Origin of the sequence: Tomitella gaofuii (assembly GCF_014126825.1) — a bacterium.
Classification (GTDB): Bacteria; Actinomycetota; Actinomycetes; order Mycobacteriales; family Mycobacteriaceae; genus Tomitella; species Tomitella gaofuii.
The window spans coordinates 2,099,012-2,116,144 of the sequence record NZ_CP059900.1 but is presented as its reverse complement, the minus strand read 5'-3'; the positions used below and the strand labels follow the sequence as shown (position 1 = coordinate 2,116,144).

Sequence of the window (17,133 nt, the reverse complement as noted above, 5' to 3'; positions counted from 1 at the left end):
CCACGGCGCATATCCATCGCAGACGCGGGGTAGACCCCTCAGATGCGACACCACGTGACGCGATGACGTCGACATCGATTCGCCTCGCGGATGAAAGGGCATACTCATGACGACCGATCACGGATTGAATCACGTGAGGCGGGGGAGCGGCAATCCGCTGTTGCTTGTGCACGGGTTGGGGGCAGGGTGGCGGTCCTGGTCCCCGATCCTCGACGGGCTGGCCGAGCATCGTGAGGTCATCGCCGTCGATCTTCCGGGGTTCGGCGCGACGCCGCCATTGACCGGCGAGGTTTCGATCGCCACCTTGACCGACTCCGTCGCGGACTTCATCCGCGACCAGGGACTGGACGGGGTCTCGACCGTCGGCCAGTCGATGGGCGGACGAATGGTGCTCGAACTCGCACGGCGGGGCATCGGCGGCGACACTGTGGCGCTGGACCCGGGTGGCTTCTGGAGCGACCGCGAGCTCGTCGTCTTCGGCGCCACATTGCGGCCGTCGATCGCATTGGTCCGGGCGTTGCGCGGAACGCTGCCAGTGCTGCTCGGCAGTTCTGTCGGACGAACACTGCTGCTGGCGCAGTTGTCGGCGCGTCCCTGGGCGCTTTCGCGCGAGACCGTGCTGCCCGATGTGCGCGGGCTGGCCGAGTCCCCGGCGACCCGCGCTGCCATGGACGCACTGACCAAGGGGCCCAAGCAACAGGGCGCGCCGGCCGGCACAGCGCCCGGCCGAATCACGATCGGCTGGGGTCGTCGCGACCTGGTGACCGTGCCGAGGCAGGCCGCACGTGCCGCGGAGCTCTTCCCCGACGCGGTGCTGCACTGGTTCGACAGGTGCGGTCACTTCCCGCAGTGGGACGCACCGGATGACGCGACCCGACTGATTCTCGACAACACGACTTGAGGGTATTCGCCTGCCTGCCCGTCTGCCGACGTCCGTGCCCCTCACCGTCGGCGGACGGGGACGCCCGTCGCAGTAAGCCAGCTGATGCTTCCCCGGCACCCCACGGCAGGACGGGTGAATGCCGCCGACGCCTTCGTATCGGCCTGGGCCTTGGTCTTTCTCGGAAGGGAATCCGCGTCCCGCCGGCGGCCGATCGGCCGGTCGGGTGCGCGCGGCGCACACCGCTTGTGGAGTTCAGGAGGTGTCGACCACGCCGCAGGCGACTCGCTCGCCTGACGCCGATGTGAGGACGATGGCGCTGCCGCCCTGTCCGGTCAGGGCTGCCACATTGGTATTCGGGATCAAGGACTCCAGGGCTCCGACACCAGCGCTGGACACCGGCAACGTCAAGTCAAGCGGAGTCGCTCCTCCGAGGAGGCTGCGAACAGCGCCGGCAGAGCGGAAACCACCTGCCGCATCGCACCGGCCATACTCGGTGAACCCGACCTTGTACAGGCCCGGGTCGAGGTGGCCGCCCGAAATGTGAATCTCGACGGAAACGTCGCCGGACAGGTCTTTGAGCTGGGCAACGCCGAGAGGCGTATCGAGGCGGTCGGTCAGCGGGACCGTCGCCCCGTTCACGGGTACCGCGGAATCGATCTCCTCGGGTATCTCGGCGTTGATCGATGGCGGGACCGGGTTGCCGGTGAACACCGCCGGCATCGAGTACGTGGCGCTGTCCGGGGCGGGTTGCGCTTCGGTGTTGCACGCGGCCAGGACCCCTGCCGACGTCAACGCTGCCGCAACCACCAGCAGCCACCGATCGGCCGCGGAACATTCGAGCCACGATCATCCACTCCTCCCGGGCCGGTCACAGTCGAGTCTGCAGCGCGTGCACTGCGCAGTGCGGGACACCCAGCGTGGTGACTATTCCCCGTTCGCGCCGCCGCGAAACACACCAGCCCGCACTTGCCTCCCCCTGGGATCGTAGTGGCGATACCCTATCCGCCAGACTGAGGTGAGACACCCGGTCAGCGCGAATTGAGGCTGGTGCGATGACAGCGGTTCCTGGCATGAACACCCCGATCAACGCGCAGTCCGAGGCCACGACGGCACCCGAGGCCACCGGCCCCCAAGTCGTCGCTCCGGCGACAGACGCCGAGGCGCCGCGGCCCGGTCGCGCGAAACGCCGATCGTTCACCACCGAGTTCAAACGGCAGATCGTTGCCGAAAACGACGCGGCTGCGGCCAGCTCGAGGGGTGCGGTGCTACGCCGGGAACGGCTCTACGACTCGCACGTCAAGGAATGGCGAGCCGCCATCGCCGCCGGCGCCCCGGGCGCCGCGAAGGAACCCGGCCGGCCCCCGCGGCCGGCCGGTCTTTTTCTACGTGTTACTGCGACGAACCGCTGACCGCATCGAGACGGGCCTTCAACGCGTCGACGGCCCCGGTGCGGTCCTTGTGGTTCTGTTCGTAGCGCAGTATTGCCGCGATATCTTCCGGCCGGGTCAACCGCGCCGCGGCGTCACCGACCTGGCCGACGGTCAGGTCGTCGTAGTCGCTGATCGGTAGTTCGTCTTCGGTGAGGCCGCCGGCGGCCGTGCGTACCGTGCGCAGCGCGGATGCCGTGCCGGTGGCATCGTCGCGCTCGGCGATCGTTTGGGCCGTCGTCAGGCTCGCGTCCCGGCCGGCCGTCAACGTCTCGTCCACGGCCGTGGCCGCTCCGCCGATGCGGCGCTGCACACTGCGCAGCCGGTCGGCGACGGTATTGACCTGCTGCGCGGTCACGCGGGCCGGGTAGCCGGCGATGCGCGTCACCCACACCACCGACCGCTGCACAGCAGAGGGGACGATCACCGGCGGCCCGCCTGCAGCTTGTTTCTCGAGCGCTTCGCGCGTCCACTCGGCAGTGCGCGTATGGGCGTCGGCGAGGTCCCGGGCGAGGGCGGCGATCTGTCGACGCCCCCCCTCGTCGGCCAGCACGGCGGTGTACCGGGCCCGGTCGTGCAGTTGGTGTGCGAGCGTGAGGTCGTCGAAGAGTGCTTCACGGACCGGTTCGCCCTGCTCGACGAGGGCCTGCCCGGCTGCGACGATCCGGCCGATTGCGGGCGTGACGACATCGGGGACCGCATCGAGTCCGCGCAGTGCCGATGCGAGACGCTCGGACTGCCGGCGGGCATCGGCGGCGGTCTTGACGAACTGGTCCCGCAAAGCCTTGGTGCGGGCCTGCGTCTGCCGCGCCTCGGCCACCTGCAATTCTCTGCCGGTCAACGCATGCAACAACCGAAGCTGCGCGACCAACGCCTCGTTTTGCTCGTTGTCGCGGGAGTTGCCGGATCTCGCCGCCTCCGGTGACCCGGTGTCGCGACTGGAGGCGGTGTCGTCTTGTACCTGGGTGCCGCGGTCACGGCGCATAGTTCCTCCTCAAGCTGGCCTCTACGGCCAGCGGGTTAGGTGCGGGGCGGTTGACTGGTGTGCCCGGTCGGCGTGCCGGAAAACGTCGCCGCCGGCCGCAGCCGGATGCTCGCGCCGGACGCACTACGGACTACTCGCACACCGCGGTGCCTACGCCCGGCCGACAAATGAATCGGTTGTGCGGGGCACAGCCGACGCGAGCCCGCCCGATGGTGGGGGATCAACCCGCGCGTGCGGCAGCCGCGCTTGCTGCTGCCATCGTTTCCATCGATATGCGGGCCAGGCCGAGCGGTCAGCGTGCGGTGCCGCCGGGCTGGTCGGTGCCTTCAGGCTGCTGCGGCACGGCGTCCACGAGGTCGTCATGCGTAGCGAATGTGCGATCGGGCAGCGCTTCCAAGGCCTCAAGGGTTTTGCGGTCGGCACCGCGGACGCGGGCGTAATCCAGTGCACGCGCACGATCGGCGGGAAAGCGCAAACCCTGCAGCGCCTTGGCCGCGCGCAGGTCATCGCGTGTTGTCATCGGTCCTCCTTACATACCGGGCGCGGCGACACCGCCGGTGCGAGCGCCGCCGTCAACGCGGCGCTCTCGCAGCACCCGCTGCGGGGCGGTCGCGGGCGTATCGGGGGCGCCGGGTCCAGTGCTGTTCGTGGTCGTGTTCGCGGTCGGGAGGGCGTCGTCGAGTCCGAGGCGGTCGATGACGGCGCGCAGCGCCGGTGGGCAGCCGGCAAGACTCAGCACGGCGCCGCTGTCGCCGAGCCGTCTGCTGTGCTCAACCAGCAGCTCGAGGCCGCGGGCGCTGCAGAAGCCGACCCCGGTCATATCGGCAACGGTGTCGCGGACGGGCAGCCGGGCGAGCCGGGCCGCGAGCGCCGGTGCGGTGGCGGCGTCGATGTCGCCGCGGACCTCGACGATGACCGGTTCATTGTCACCTGTGCCCGGCCGGCGCGACGCGTCGTCCGCGGCGGCCTGGCGGGTACGGCGCCGGGTGGGGGCATTTCGGCTGCGGCTCGTGTCGGCGGCGTCGGTGATCAGCCAGCACGCGGCATCGGTGATGGTGAGGTTGTCTTGGTATGCGGTGCGATTGAGCATGGCGCGGGCCTCGCCGGCGTTGACGTGGTGCATACCCATCAATACGCCCTCGGCGTGCTCGATGATCGCGTGAGCACCGGCCGCCGGGCTTGCCGCACGGTCGCTAGTGTCGCCGGTGTGGCTGCGCAGCAGGGTGGCCGCATGGCCGGCGAACACGGCGGCGATCGTTTCGTCATCGCCGTCGAACGCGTCCACTTCGGTGGCGTAGAGGGTCAGTGTGCCGAGTGTGGGGTCGTCGGCCGAAAGACCTACCGCGAGAATGCTGGCAAACCCGGACTGGCGGGCGGCGAAGGCGAACTCGGGCCAGCGCCGGTCCGCAGCCGTGTCGACGATGGTGATGGTGCGGAGGCGGCGCGCGGTAGGCAGCCACGGGCCGCGGCGACGCGCATCTTGTGACCGGGTGAGCGTGTCGATCGCCGGGTCGGTCGCCCCGATACTGCGGACCGAGCCGGAACAGTCCGGGCAGGTGATGCCCGCCTGGGCCGCGGTCGGAACCGCCGCGACAGCGGCGTGGGTGATCGGCCCCAATGCGGCGTCGAGACTTGCGTCGGTGGGCGCGTGGCGGGGATGAACCTGGGTACGCAGTGACATGATGTGCCTTCCCGGTCGAAAGTGCCGAATAAATCGGCCACCGGGGTTCTGGGGCAGCTGTCCACCAGTCTGCCCCTTTCGGCGTGTGATGTCCATGGATCCGGATAATGTTGCGCAGCAACCACAACCAAGCGGGACACAACCGCTATGGCGCGAGACCCGGCGTGGGAGGATCACACTCGGTGCCGCTGAGCCCTGGTCCACCGGCGTGATTGACGGTGTATTGATTTCGTGGTTTCTGTGCGGTGTTTCGGGTGTGGGCATGCGTGAGCTACCGGCCGGTGCCGGAATGTCCACTGTGGATCCTCGTATCGGGCCGCTGGCGCGGCAGGTGGTCAGACTCTGTGGGGCCCCGGTGGTCCGGTAGTGCTATGCCACAACAGGTTCCACCCCGACATCCACGGCCAGTACGTCGGCAGATGCAGCATCAACCGGCGCCCGGTGCGGGCGATGCGGGCGGAGACACCGATGATGCGGGCCTGGAGCGTCGCCCACCGGGCGGTGGCCATGCCGGCGGCGACGGACGCGGCCCGGGCCAGGTTGAACCCGATCACCGCGATCGCCACCCACGCCGCATTAGCGGTATAGACCCCGGAAGGCAAGTGCGCGAGGGGACCGTTCTTCAACTCGGCGTGCACCTGCTCGATGATCGCGTGGCCGCGGTGACGCTGGTCGGCCTCGACCACCGGCAGCGTGCCGTTGGTGATGAACGCGTGGTGCCGGTAGGCGGCGAACAACTCGCCCTGCCCGGCGTGGTCCGCAGCCCGTGACTGGAGGCGTTTGACGCGGCGCACCACCAGCCGGCAGTCGACATGCTCGGCCTTACGCCGTGAGGTGAACGCGGTGAAGTCGCGGCGGTAGTAGGCCGAGTCGGCGCGCACCAGGATCTGCCCGATGGCCCCGTCCCGCTTCGAGGCGCTGATCGCGTCGGCGAGCATCCCGGCCGACCCGGAGGCCGAGGCGGTGTTGCCTTTGCGTAGCCGGGCTGCGGTGATCACGGGCGCGGACACCGGCGTCGAGGTGACCGCGATCTGCATGTTCAATCCGCGTACCCCGGTGGAGCCGAATCCGGCGGCCTGCTTGGCGTAGCCGTGGACCTGGTGCACGGAATCGTCGACGTCGATGAACGCGAGCGCGTCGGGATCGTCATGCCCGCCGATCAGGCCCGGCACCCGGTCGGCGAGCCGGGCGAGCAGGCGCGTGCCGGCCGCGTCGAGTTGGCGGACGTGTCCATGGGTGAACAGGCGCAGGAACGTGCCGAGGGTCGACGGGGCGCGGACACCGGTGAACAGGGCGGGCATGCCGCCGTGACGCAGCAGGTCCATGTCGTCGATGCTGTCGGCGCCGGCGAGCATCCCCGACAGCAAGCAGGTGGTCTTGGCCGCCGCGTTCGGGCTCTCGACGGTCAGCCGGCCGAGCACCTCGGAAAGGCCCGCCGACTCGGCCAACTGCAGGACCGGGACCAGCCCGGCGGCCGACACGAGATTGCAGTCGTCGAAAACCGGGTGGATCGTGTGAGAAGCTTTCACCTACGAGGTGCCCTCTCCGTGTTGGTGGGTGTGGATGTCGCAATCAACATCTTCCCAGCACAGAAGGGCACCTCGTCCTCATGACACGCCCGAGCCGACCATCACCACCGGTGGATCAGGGCTGAGACAGCCGCCACCGCCGGGCACAGTGGGCAGTAGATATCTGATTGGGCGTTGGCGGTGTCGTGGGTGTCGGGAACGGGACGGGAGCGTTCATGGTGACGTCGTCAAGCGAGGACGGCGCCTCGCTGGGTGATGACGCGGGCGTGGCGCGGGTGCGCGCGGCGATGGCCGCCGAGCTGCGCAGCGGTGGCAGCGCGGGGGCGCCGGGCCGCTCGCGGTGGTATGCGATGCCTGCGCGCAGTTGCTGCCCGTCGACGGCGCCTCGCTTTCCGCTGGTCGCGGAGTGGGCGGCGGCGTGCGCGAAGTGCTGTCCAGCGATGAGACTGCGGCGGCAATAGAGTCCGAGCACGATACGCTCGGCGAAGGGCCCGCTATCGAAGCGCTCACCGAGCGCCGCCCGGTGCTGGTGGCGGACCTGTCCGCCGACGCCGCACGCGGCTGGCCGGTGTTCGCCGCCGAGATCGCCCGGTGCCGTGTGGGCGCCGTGTTCGTTTTCCCGCTGCACAGCGGCGCCGCGATAGCGGGCACGATGAGCCTGTACCGGCGCAGCCCCGGCTGGTTGGCCCCGGCCGATCTCGCCACCACTTTGCGCCTGGTGGATCTGGCCACGGCGGCCGTGCTGGCCATAACATCGGGTGATGGGGCCCTTGAAGGCCTGTCGTTGCCGCGGGCGGTGGTGCACCAGGCCGTCGGCATGCTCGTGTCCGCGCACCGCATCGGTGTCGACGAGGCGATGGCGCGCATGCGGGGGTACGCCTTCGCCTCCGGCATCGACATCACCGACCTCGCTGCCGAGATCACCACCGGCCGCCTGCCGCCGGAGGCCGTCATGCCATGACCGCGCGCCCTGCGGGCGCGCCGGGCCCCATCGTCACGACAACGTCAGGAAAAGCCATGGACACCCCTTCGCCGCAGCAGCGGGAGCCCCGCCTCGTCGACGCGTTCGTCGACATGGCCGACACCCTCGTCGCCGACTTCGACACCGCCGAACTGTTGCACCGGCTCACCGAATACTGCGTCGAACTGCTCGGCGTCGCCGAGGCCGGGATGCTGCTCGCCGACCAACGCGGCAGCCTGCAGGTGCTGGCCTCGTCGGATGAGCGCACCGAACTGCTCGAGCTGTTCCAGCTGCAGGTCAACGAGGGGCCGTGTGTGGACTGCTTCCGCACCGGACGCTCGGTGGCGGTCGAGGACCTGGCGGCGACGCGCGGCCGGTGGCCGACGTTCACCCCCGAGGCGCTCAGAGTCGGATACATCAGCGTGCACACCGTGCCGCTGCGGCTGCGCGACCAGATCATCGGGGCGTTGAACCTCTTCGGCACGGCCCCCGGCACGTTGTCCGAGGCGGACAAGCATGTGGCCCGGGCGTTGGCGGAAACCGCGACGATCGGGATCTTGTCCGAGCGGGCCATCCGGCACGGGGAGGTGCTCACCGAGCAGCTTCAGACCGCGCTCAACAGCCGGGTGATCATCGAGCAGGCGAAAGGGGTGCTCGCCCACGCCGGCGGCGTGCCCATCGATGCGACTTTCGCCGTGCTGCGCGACTACGGGCGTGCCCGGCAGACGCGGCTGACCGACATCGCCCGGCAGGTCGTCACTGGCGTACTGGATCCTGCAACGGTCCTGGACGCCGTCGCTCAGCCCCGGGCCTAGAGCGTGAACCGCCGCTTTCTACGCCGTCCGCTCACTGCTCCCTCCACAGGTCACCGGCAGTCGGTGCGCCGGCTGCCGCACGTGGCCGTGGACGATCCCCTCCGACCACGGTGCGGCGGTGAGCGTCCGTACGCGTCGCGCCGAGGGCCGACAGGTACTCGCGTGCCCATGTGTGCACGTCGCGCCGGAGAACCTGCTCGTGCAGCGTGCTCATGCGGCGGCGCCGATCGTCGGGGGCGTCGTCCAGCGCGGTGCTGATCATTCGGGCGAGCTGGTCGGTGTCGTAAGGGTTGACCAGGTACGCGGCGTCGAGTTCGGCCGCGGCGCCCGCGAACTCGCTGAGAACAAGGGCCCCGTCTCCGTCCGGATGGCAGGCCGCGTACTCCTTGGCCACGAGGTTCATGCCGTCGCGGAGCGGTGTGACCAGCATGAGGTCCGCGGCGACCAGAAACGCCGCCATCTCGTCGCGGTCCACAGAGCGGTGCAGGTAACGCACCGCCGGCTGCCCTAACCGTCCGTGCGCACCGTTGATACGGCCCACGCGCGTCTCCACCTGTTTCCGCAATTCCCGGTACTGAGGGATCCGCTCACGGCTCGGGGTGACGATCTGCACAGTGACGTGGCGGTCGACGTCCAACCGCCGCTGCGCGTAGAGCTTGTCGAGCGCGTCGAGCCGTTGCGGCACCCCCTTGGTGTAATCGAGCCGGTCGACGCTGAGTATGACGGTCCGAGGGTCGCCGAGTTCGGCGCGCATCTGCCGTGCCCGCCGGCGAACGGCATCGCTGCGCGCGAGCGACGCCAGGACGGCCCCATCGGCGGCCACGGGGAACGCGTCGACGCGTACGGCACGCCCGCCCATGTGCACATGCCCCCCGCCGCCGGAGCCGGGGGGAGCCGTGGCGAGCCCGCGCATGTCCGCCGTGCGCCGGAAGTTGTCGGCGTCACGTGCCAGCTGGAAGCCGACCAGGTCGGCGCCCAGCATTCCCCGCAGCAGATCCGGCCACCACGGAAGCTGCATGAAGAGCTCCGTTGGAGGAAACGGTATGTGAAGGAAGAATCCGATCGACACATCGGGGCGCAGCGTCCGCAACATCGCCGGCACCAGCAACAGCTGGTAGTCGTGCACCCACACCGTGGCCCCCGGCGCAGCGGCCAGCGCGGTGGCCTCCGCGAATCGTGTGTTCACCTCAACGTAGCGCTGCCACCAGTCGCGGATGAGGGTGGGAGAGACGATCGCGTCATGAAACAGCGGCCAGACCGTCGCATTGGCGAAACCCTCGTAGTAGCCGGCCACATCGCGGGCACTCAGCGACACGGGATGCATTCGCATCCCGTCAAGCGTGAACGGGGCGACCTGCTGGTCGCTGCACCCGGCCCACCCGACCCACGCGCCCCGAGCACGGCGCAGCACCGGCTCCAGTGCGCTGACGAGGCCACCGGGGCTGCGCCGCCAAGCCGTTTCTTCCTGCCCCGCGCCCCCGCGGGTGACGGGAAGCCGATTCGCTACGACGAGGAAGTCGGACAGTGATGGTCGGCGCGTGCAAGTCTGCTCCATCGGGTGCTCCTCAAAGAACTCACTGTTGCACGGGAATACCCTTGTATGCAGCGCTCTATGCCGATCGAATCAGGGCTCGTCGCGTAGCAGGAGGGCGGACGTGGCGCCGGCGATGGTGTCGGAGATCGGCAGCGCGGCGTGGAGTCCGAGCCGTTCGATGATGCCGCGCAACGACGACGGACAGCAGGCCAGATGCAGCGCGGCACCGGAGCGGGCAAGGCGGCCGCTGTGCTCGAAAAGCGCGTCGAGCGCGCCGGCGCCACAGAATCCGAGCCGGGTGAGATCGACGACGGTATCGCGGAGAATCAGCCGACCCAGTTGACTGCGCAATACCGCATCGTTGGCGGCGTCGACGTCCCCCCGGAGCGCGACGATGCAGGGGTCGCCAGAGCCGACGAACGCCAGAGGACTCGGCGAAACCTCCGCAGCGATCGGGGCGGACGCGCCCGGACCACGCCGGGACGCGCCGTGTCCAGGCGCTACGCGGTTCCATGGGTACGTATCGCGGCCAGTCCGAGTTTGCGCAGGATGGTGGGCAATGCGGGTGATCGAAGTCATGCGACGTGCCTCCTGCATAGGCGCCGATTGTTGTCGGCCACCGGGGTCAGGGGCAGCTGCTGCTCAGCATGCCAGCGCAAGTGCGCTGTGTCACGCGCGTCCGGGTAGGTCGACGGGCGTGCCGCTGACCCGGCAATCGCGGGTCGTTCGGGCCCGCGTCCGACACTCCCGCAATGTGCGACCACGGGTCCCATCACCCGCACAGTGCGGTCACGGGCCTAACGGGAAGCAGTCGGGGCCCCCAAGCCGCTGGGGTTCTGTGCCACACCGAGCTCTGGCCACACAATTGCTTGTTCCGCCGAAAGGGAACCGGCCTTTTCGGATAAGCTCTCAGAGCTTCGCCGCCCAGGGCAAGTGGCTGTTCGGCGCCATAGTCAACGGGTCGAAAGTCGTACGCTCGGCCAGGAAGCCGGGTCGCGGATTGTTGCCGCAGTACGGATCGACCGGCGTGTTGTCGACGCTGTTGTACACGAAGAACAGGTTCGATCGCGGCCACGGCGACATATTCTTGTTCGATGCGTGCAGCGTGTTGCATTCAAAAAGAAGAAGCGAGCCCGGGCCGCCCTTCGGTGCCTGGATACCGCCTTTCGTCGCAAGTTTGCGCAACGTGTGCTGGTCCGGCACACCCGATCGCTGGTCCTTGAGCGAGTCCCTCCAGTTACCTTCGGGCGTCTCGCCCGCAGAGGGGACGAAGTACTGGTGCGATCCTGGGATGAGCATGAGCGGACCGTTGAACTCATTGTTGTCGGTGAGCAGGAGGGAGGCGGACAGCGCTCGCATCCTCGGCATGCCGTCCTCAGAATGCCATGTTTCGAAATCTGAGTGCCACTCGAAGCCGCTGCCCTTGAACCCGTATTTGTCGTTGATCCTCGACTGGTGGATGTAGACGTCACCGCCGAGCAACTGCCGCACCATGCCGAGGATGCGTGGATCGCGGGTAAGTTCACTGAAATACTCCGAGATCCGGTGCATGCCGAACACCGACCTCAGTTCGCCCGTATCGGGGTCGGCGATGATGCCGTCGGATTCCATGATCTCCGCATCGGCGGCCATCGAGCTCAGCTCGTCGAAGAACGGTTGCACGCGCTCCTGGGAGAAGAATCCCTCGAACCAGAGGAAGCCGTCCCGCTCGTAGAGTGAGAGCATGTCCTCGCCGAGCGGACCGTCCCAGCGTTCCTGGTTGAGCGAGTGCACCACGGGGTCACGGCGTACGAACGGCTCGGCCTCTCCGGCCTCGGAGCGTGTGGGATACATGTCCGCCTGCGGATCGTCGTCGACCGAAGTGGCATCAGACATCTCGTTCACCTGCATTTCCTCTGATTGCTATCTGTATATCGGGTCTGGCCGGAGTGAGCGCGTCGCGGGACAGTGCACGGCGTCAGCCTGGCAGCGTCTCGCCGCCGATCGGCGCCAGCACCTCGCCGGTGTAGTACGACGAGAACGTCGGGGACGCGAAGAACACATAGGACGGCGCGATCTCATCGGGCTGGGCTGCGCGCCCCATCGGCACGTCGTGCCCGAAGTCGTCGACCTTGCCGGCCGGAAGCGTCGCGGGGATCAATGGCGTCCACACCGGTCCCGGCGCCACACAGTTCACTCGGATTCCCCGGGGCGTCAGCGACTGCGCCATCGAGTACGTCCAAGCCAGCACGGCGCCTTTCGTCGCCGAATAGTCGATCAATGTCTTGTTTTCCCGCAACCCGTTGATCGAGCCGGTGTTGATCACCGCGTCGCCGGAACGCATGTGGCTCAATGCGGCTTTGGTGATGTGGAAGAAGCTGTCGATGTTCACCTCGAAGGTGTGCCGCCACTGGTCGTCGCCGATCTCCGTCAGGTCCGCTGCAGGCGACTGGTATGCGGCGTTGTTGACGACGATGTTCACGCCGCCGAGCAGCTCGACTGTCCGCTGGACTACCGACCTGCAGTGCGCAGGGTCGGCGAGGTCGCCCACCAGTGGCACGCATCGCCGGTGCTGTTCCTCGACGAGCCGGCAGGTGCGGCGTGCGTCGTCCGACTCCTCCAAGTATGCGATGGCCACGTCGGCGCCTTCTTTTGCGAAGGCGACGGCCACCGCGCGGCCGATGCCCGAGTCGCCGCCCGTGATGAGGGCACGTCGGCCCTCAAGCAGTCCTCTGCCCTCGTAACCCCGCATCTCGTCGGCCGGCTCCTCCGCCATCTCGGAAGTGTGTCCTGGATAGGGGATCGTATGGGGGGCATGCTCGTCTGTCATCGTGTTGCTCCTTCACCACCCGCCACCACGCACGAGCATCACGTCTGCCCGCCTCACACGTGGAAACGGCTTCGCTGCCGGCGTCTCCTGCGTCGATATCCCGGAGCAGCGCCTTGCCGTCCGACTCCTGCTTGATCGCGGCGTCCGCCAATGCGTCACCGCCTTCGACCATGCGGCGCACGACAGGCCGGACCACGCGTTCCGCCGCCGCCTCGTGCCGGGATTCCGCGATCACAAGAGCCGTGGCGAGCCGCTTGCGTTCCGTCAAGGAACCTTCCGCGCCGCCGGCACCGTCCCGCAGTTTGTCGAGCATGCCGATCACAGCGTCATGGTCCTCCCGCAGCATCTCCAACGCATTCATCGGCCTCCTCCTCGCTGTCGTCGGAACGCGCCCGGGGAGTACCCGGGCACCGCGCGGGCAAACTGCGAGCACGTCGGGGCGCATGCGGCCGCGACCGTTTCCAGCGCACCGCGCAGGGGTACCCGCGTGCCGGACCCGACGCCGCGCATGGGAGGAACCGCAATGACCGACACCTTCGAGCTCGACATTTCCCGCATCCGCGATGAGGCCCGCAAGAGGATCGACGCGGGCGCCGTCACCAGCGGCAACGAACTGGACATCGATCGCCTCATCGACCTCCTCAACCAGGTGGTCGCCACGGAGATCGTCTGCCATCTGCGGTACAGCCAGAATGCGATCGTCGCCTCGGGAATCGACCGCGCGCAGGTCGCATCGGAGTTCGCTGAGCATGCCACCGAAGAGCTGCAGCACGGCCAACGCGCCGCCGAGCGGATCAACCAGCTCGGCGGCACACCGGACATGAACCCCGCGACGCTCGCCGAGCGCAGCCACACTGATTACGTGGCGACCGATCCGACCGACCTCGAGCAGATGCTGCGGGAGAATCTGGTGGCTGAACGCATCGTGATCACCACCTACCAGGAGATTGTGCGGTGGATCGGCGATGCCGACCCCACGACTCGGCGCGTCATGGAGTCCATCCTCGAGGAGGAAGAGGAGCACGCCGACGATCTCAGCGACCTTCTCGGCCTGTGAGCCGGCGCCGGGCATCCACATCCGGATCGCTCGGTGCGCAGTATGATTCAAACCACTGCATGCGGGCCCTGGACACCGGTATCCAGGGCCCTCATGCAGTGGCGGTCTGTCCGCTTCCGGGTGTGATCACGCAGGAATATGGTCCACCGCGCGATCCCACGCGCGGTGCATGGCCAGCGCATCGGTGAAGGCCGCGAGGAACCCGATGGGAAGCTCCCCGCCGTGCGCGCTTTGCGTGACGATGCCGTCGATCGTCACCGCCTCTCCACTGTCGGTGCCGTCCGCGACATCGACGCCGACCGCCGAGTTCAGCAGGCCGATGCCCGTGTCCAGGGCCGCGATGGGCTTGAGGTGCTTGTACGCCTCGGCGATGAAGTGCATCACGTAGCCGTCCCGCGACAGCGCACCGGCTGCGTCCGGCCCTCCTGGTATAGCCACAGCGTCGTAGAGCACCGACGCCATCGTGCTGACGGCTCGGTCCACGTCCATCGTTCCGCCGTCCGACGTGCTCACGGGTGCGTCGGCGGCTGCGAGGACCTCGGGCACAGCACCCCGATCCTGCAACGCAGCCTTCAACTGTTCGACAGGCCGTGCGTCGACGCCGTCTGCCACCAGGAAAGCCACCTTGCGGCCGTCGAGCCGACCGTCGCCCGTCCCCACTTGGGAGAGCGCGGGGGAGTTCCCCGTCGTCGCGGGAGCACGATCCTGCCCCTCGGAGACATCGATCCCCAGTCCTGCCCCCACCCGCGCCGCCAGCTGCGGGTCGATGTGGACGAGGTGTCCCACCACCTGCGCGCGGATCTCGCGGTGGACGACTTTGCCCAGTTCGAAGCGGAACGCAGCCACGATGTGCGCGGATTCCGCTTTCGTCATGCTGTTCCAGAACAATGCGCACTGGGTGTAATGGTCGTCGAAGCTCGGACTGCGTCGGCGGATCTTGTCGCCCTCGACCCGTTCGGTGTAATGCCGGAACACCCCCTCGTCCGCGAGGGCCGGACAGCCGCCGCCGAGCGAGTTCTCGTAGTAGCTGGTGCCGCCGACGTCGACGCGATGCTGCCCGTAGCCGTCACGTTGGTTGTGCGTCACCGGGGCCACCGGGTGGTTGACCGGAAGCTGCGCGAAGTTGGGGCCGCCGAGACGGATCAGCTGGGTGTCGAGGTAAGAGAAGTTCCGTGCCTGCAGGAGCGGATCGTTGGTGAAGTCGATGCCCGGGACGACGTTCGCGGTGTGAAACGCGACCTGCTCTGTTTCGGCGAAGAAGTTGTCCGGGTTGCGGTCCAGCACCATTCTGCCTACCGGACGCACCGGCACCTGCTCCTCGGGGATGATCTTCGTGGCATCGAGCAGGTCGAAGTCGAACGCGTGCTCGTCCTCTTCCGGAACGATCTGCACGCCGAGTTCCCATTCCGGAAACTGCCCGGAGTCGATCGCGTCCCACAGGTCGCGGCGGTTGAAGTCGGGGTCCTTGCCGGCGACCTTCTGGCATTCATCCCAGATGAGCGAATGCGTGCCGAGCGCGGGCGTCCAGTGGAACTTGACGAACGTTCCGCGCCCGTCCGCATTGACGAGGCGGAAGGTGTGGACGCCGAACCCTTGCATCATCCGGTAGCTGCGGGGGAGTGCACGGTCGGACATCAGCCACATGATGGTGTGCAGCGTCTCCGGTTGCTGTGCGACGAAATCCCACAGCGTGTCATGCGCGGACTGGGCCTGTGGGATCTCGTTGTGCGGCTCCGGCTTCACCGCGTGCACGAGGTCTGGGAACTTGATGCCGTCCTGGATGAAGAACACCGGAAAGTTGTTTCCCACCAGATCGTGGTTGCCCTGCTGTGTGTAGAACTTGGTGGCGAATCCGCGTACGTCGCGCACCGTGTCCGCTGAGCCGCGCGAGCCCGCGACGGTGGAGAAGCGGACGAACACCGGCGTCTCCACCTCCGGATCCACCAGGTGTTCCGCCACCGTATACTCCCGCAGCCAGTCGTCGTAGGGACGGAAGCGCCCGTACGCACCGGCGCCGCGTGCGTGCACGACGCGCTCGGGAATCCGCTCGTGGTCGAAATGGGTGATCTTCTCCCGGGTATGAAAATCCTCGAGCAACGTCGGACCGCGGTCGCCGACGCGCAGCGCATTGTCGGTGTCGCCCACCCTGACGCCCTGGTCGGTGGTCAAGGGCGACTGGTCACGCCGCCGCCTATGCGGCTCCAGCTGCACGTCTTTTGCGTCACGCTCTCGTGAAGTTCTCCGACCCTGCTGATCGACCATGATCGCACCGACCTTTCTGCATCGCTGGCGCGTCCGGGCGAAGCACAGGACCCGGCAATGGCGGGACCGTCCTCCCCGGTCTGTCGGCGCATACCCGGCGCACAGCAAGCCAAACGCCACCGCACCGGAGACCGCGTTTGCCGCATGCCGCCTCGGGTACGCGTTCGGCACCGGATTCCAGGGTCACCTGAGGGATTCATGTTCCGGTGCTTGACGAGAAGGAGCAGCAGTGCGCAGTTCAGCAGTCGGCATTGCCGCAGCTGCTCAGGGCCCGTTCATATCCGTCTACATCGCCGATCCTCACGGCCATGACGGCGATGCCGCGACGCGCGCATGCAACGCCCGTAAGGTCATCCACGAACTGGAGCGTCGGGGGGCCGCCCCCGCGGACACGGCACTCATAGCGAAGTCACTGCGCGAACCCGTGCACTCGGGCGACCATGAGTCGAGGGCGCTGATCGCATCGCGCGGGACGGTGCACATCGACCGGCCGCTGCCCATCCCCGTCGACTGCCCTTCGGTCAGATTCTCGCCGTTGCCGTATTTGCTACCGCTGCTGTGCCATGCCGAACACGAGGACGGGCACATCGTCGTGCTGGACGACGACGATGCGGTGAGCATCATCGTGACCCCGCCCGCCGGCCACGAGCCTGGCACGGCGTGAGGCCGCGCGAGGCAGCGCGTCAACAGCGCATTCGGCACCTTCTTCGGTGGCGAGTCGCGGCGTCCGATGCCGTCGCGGCGCGCTTCCACGAGGCCGCCGGCCGGCCCGGGGCTGCCGTGTAAGGCGTCAACGACGTCGCACGCGCGCTGCGGAACGGCACTGCGGAGACCGTCGTGATCGCCGAGCCGACCGATGCCGTCGTGTGGGTCGGCGACGCCCCCACCGACGTCGCGGCCGAGCGCGACGATCTGCAGCCGACGATCAATTCTCCGATCAGCTGCCGCGCCGACGAGGCGCTGCCGTGCGCAGCAGTGGCTTCGGGGGCGGAAGTCGATGTGACGGTCCGGCGCAGCGGTCTCCGTGACGGGGTCGGCGCGACCTTCAGTCGCGCGCCCGGTCGGATAACCAACACAATGTGACTGCACGTCCAGAGTGCGCGCACACGCGGCCCTGCAGCGGCGCTCCGATGATGCCGCGCACGTTTCGCATGCCGCGCCCGTGGTAACCGCTCCGTGCACCATTGATC

The 17,133-nt window shown here is 68.1% G+C and carries 18 protein-coding genes; 7 read left to right on the top strand and 11 right to left on the bottom strand.

Annotation, left to right across the window (positions count from 1 at the left end; all coding sequences use genetic code 11):
* The first annotated feature begins 133 nt into the window (after positions 1-133).
* Positions 134-901, top strand: a complete 768-nt coding sequence (locus H4F70_RS09905; protein WP_235681451.1) for an alpha/beta fold hydrolase — start codon at positions 134-136, stop codon at positions 899-901.
* Between the two features lie 234 nt (positions 902-1,135).
* On the opposite strand, the gene H4F70_RS09900 is transcribed toward H4F70_RS09905, so the two are convergent.
* Complete coding sequence (locus tag H4F70_RS09900; RefSeq protein WP_182360003.1) at positions 1,136-1,690, bottom strand: hypothetical protein; 555 nt, start codon at positions 1,688-1,690, stop codon at positions 1,136-1,138.
* A 245-nt stretch (positions 1,691-1,935) separates the two neighbouring features.
* Between H4F70_RS09900 and H4F70_RS09895 the strand changes: the two genes are divergently transcribed.
* Complete coding sequence (locus H4F70_RS09895; protein WP_182360002.1) at positions 1,936-2,292, top strand: hypothetical protein; 357 nt, start codon at positions 1,936-1,938, stop codon at positions 2,290-2,292.
* Here the strand turns inward: H4F70_RS09895 and H4F70_RS09890 are convergent.
* The 4 genes from H4F70_RS09890 to H4F70_RS09875 all read right to left on the bottom strand — a co-directional run bounded on the left by H4F70_RS09890 (position 2,273) and on the right by H4F70_RS09875 (position 6,505).
* Entirely contained in the window at positions 2,273-3,295 is a 1,023-nt protein-coding gene (locus H4F70_RS09890; RefSeq protein ID WP_182360001.1) for a DUF892 family protein, read from the bottom strand. The two genes, H4F70_RS09895 and H4F70_RS09890, sit on opposite strands and share 20 nt — an antisense overlap.
* A 292-nt stretch (positions 3,296-3,587) precedes the next feature.
* Complete coding sequence (locus H4F70_RS09885; RefSeq protein WP_182348770.1) at positions 3,588-3,815, bottom strand: DUF2795 domain-containing protein; 228 nt, start codon at positions 3,813-3,815, stop codon at positions 3,588-3,590.
* Between the two features lie 9 nt (positions 3,816-3,824).
* On the bottom strand, positions 3,825-5,072 hold the full coding sequence (locus tag H4F70_RS09880; protein ID WP_182360000.1) for an STAS domain-containing protein: 1,248 nt from the start codon (positions 5,070-5,072) through the stop codon (positions 3,825-3,827).
* Between the two features lie 239 nt (positions 5,073-5,311).
* Positions 5,312-6,505 carry a transposase gene (locus H4F70_RS09875; RefSeq protein ID WP_372497623.1) on the bottom strand — a complete coding sequence of 398 codons (1,194 nt, stop codon included), beginning with the start codon at positions 6,503-6,505 and terminating at the stop codon, positions 5,312-5,314.
* Between the two features lie 340 nt (positions 6,506-6,845).
* Here H4F70_RS09875 and H4F70_RS09870 point away from each other — a divergent pair, with 340 nt between their 5' ends.
* A complete protein-coding gene (locus tag H4F70_RS09870) occupies positions 6,846-7,466 on the top strand; it encodes a GAF and ANTAR domain-containing protein (protein ID WP_235681450.1) in 621 nt (206 codons plus the stop codon).
* 56 nt (positions 7,467-7,522) lie between these two features.
* A complete protein-coding gene (locus tag H4F70_RS09865; protein WP_182359998.1) occupies positions 7,523-8,281 on the top strand; it encodes a GAF and ANTAR domain-containing protein in 759 nt (252 codons plus the stop codon).
* A 31-nt stretch (positions 8,282-8,312) separates the two neighbouring features.
* Here the strand turns inward: H4F70_RS09865 and H4F70_RS09860 are convergent, their stop codons facing one another.
* The 5 genes from H4F70_RS09860 to H4F70_RS21150 all read right to left on the bottom strand — a co-directional run bounded on the left by H4F70_RS09860 (position 8,313) and on the right by H4F70_RS21150 (position 12,937).
* The gene (locus H4F70_RS09860) at positions 8,313-9,836 is read right to left on the bottom strand and encodes an alpha,alpha-trehalose-phosphate synthase (UDP-forming) (protein ID WP_182359997.1); all 1,524 of its coding nucleotides are present in this window, start codon (positions 9,834-9,836) and stop codon (positions 8,313-8,315) included.
* Between the two features lie 69 nt (positions 9,837-9,905).
* Complete coding sequence (locus tag H4F70_RS09855; protein WP_182359996.1) at positions 9,906-10,394, bottom strand: STAS domain-containing protein; 489 nt, start codon at positions 10,392-10,394, stop codon at positions 9,906-9,908.
* A gap of 330 nt (positions 10,395-10,724) precedes the next feature.
* On the bottom strand, positions 10,725-11,690 hold the full coding sequence (thpD, locus tag H4F70_RS09850) for an ectoine hydroxylase (protein ID WP_182360311.1): 966 nt from the start codon (positions 11,688-11,690) through the stop codon (positions 10,725-10,727).
* Between the two features lie 82 nt (positions 11,691-11,772).
* Positions 11,773-12,624: an SDR family oxidoreductase gene (locus tag H4F70_RS09845; protein WP_182359995.1), complete on the bottom strand. Its 852-nt coding sequence runs from the start codon at positions 12,622-12,624 to the stop codon at positions 11,773-11,775.
* Positions 12,515-12,937, bottom strand: coding sequence for a hypothetical protein (locus H4F70_RS21150; protein ID WP_420883143.1), 423 nt, complete (start codon positions 12,935-12,937; stop codon positions 12,515-12,517). The genes H4F70_RS09845 and H4F70_RS21150 overlap by 110 nt, the downstream gene beginning before the upstream one ends.
* Before the next feature lie 15 nt (positions 12,938-12,952).
* On the opposite strand from H4F70_RS21150, the gene H4F70_RS20545 reads away from it, so the two are divergent.
* Positions 12,953-13,681 (top strand): ferritin-like fold-containing protein, encoded by a 729-nt coding sequence (locus H4F70_RS20545; RefSeq protein ID WP_420883139.1) that lies wholly within the window; start codon positions 12,953-12,955, stop codon positions 13,679-13,681.
* A gap of 126 nt (positions 13,682-13,807) precedes the next feature.
* Here H4F70_RS20545 and H4F70_RS09830 read toward each other — a convergent pair whose 3' ends face one another.
* Entirely contained in the window at positions 13,808-15,943 is a 2,136-nt protein-coding gene (locus H4F70_RS09830) for a catalase (RefSeq protein WP_182359992.1), read from the bottom strand.
* A gap of 229 nt (positions 15,944-16,172) precedes the next feature.
* Between H4F70_RS09830 and H4F70_RS09825 the strand changes: the two genes are divergently transcribed.
* Both H4F70_RS09825 and H4F70_RS09820 read left to right on the top strand, forming a co-directional pair.
* Entirely contained in the window at positions 16,173-16,607 is a 435-nt protein-coding gene (locus H4F70_RS09825) for a hypothetical protein (protein WP_182359991.1), read from the top strand.
* Positions 16,608-16,780: 173 nt separating this feature from the next.
* On the top strand, positions 16,781-17,026 hold the full coding sequence (locus tag H4F70_RS09820; RefSeq protein ID WP_182359990.1) for a hypothetical protein: 246 nt from the start codon (positions 16,781-16,783) through the stop codon (positions 17,024-17,026).
* Positions 17,027-17,133: the final 107 nt, after the last annotated feature.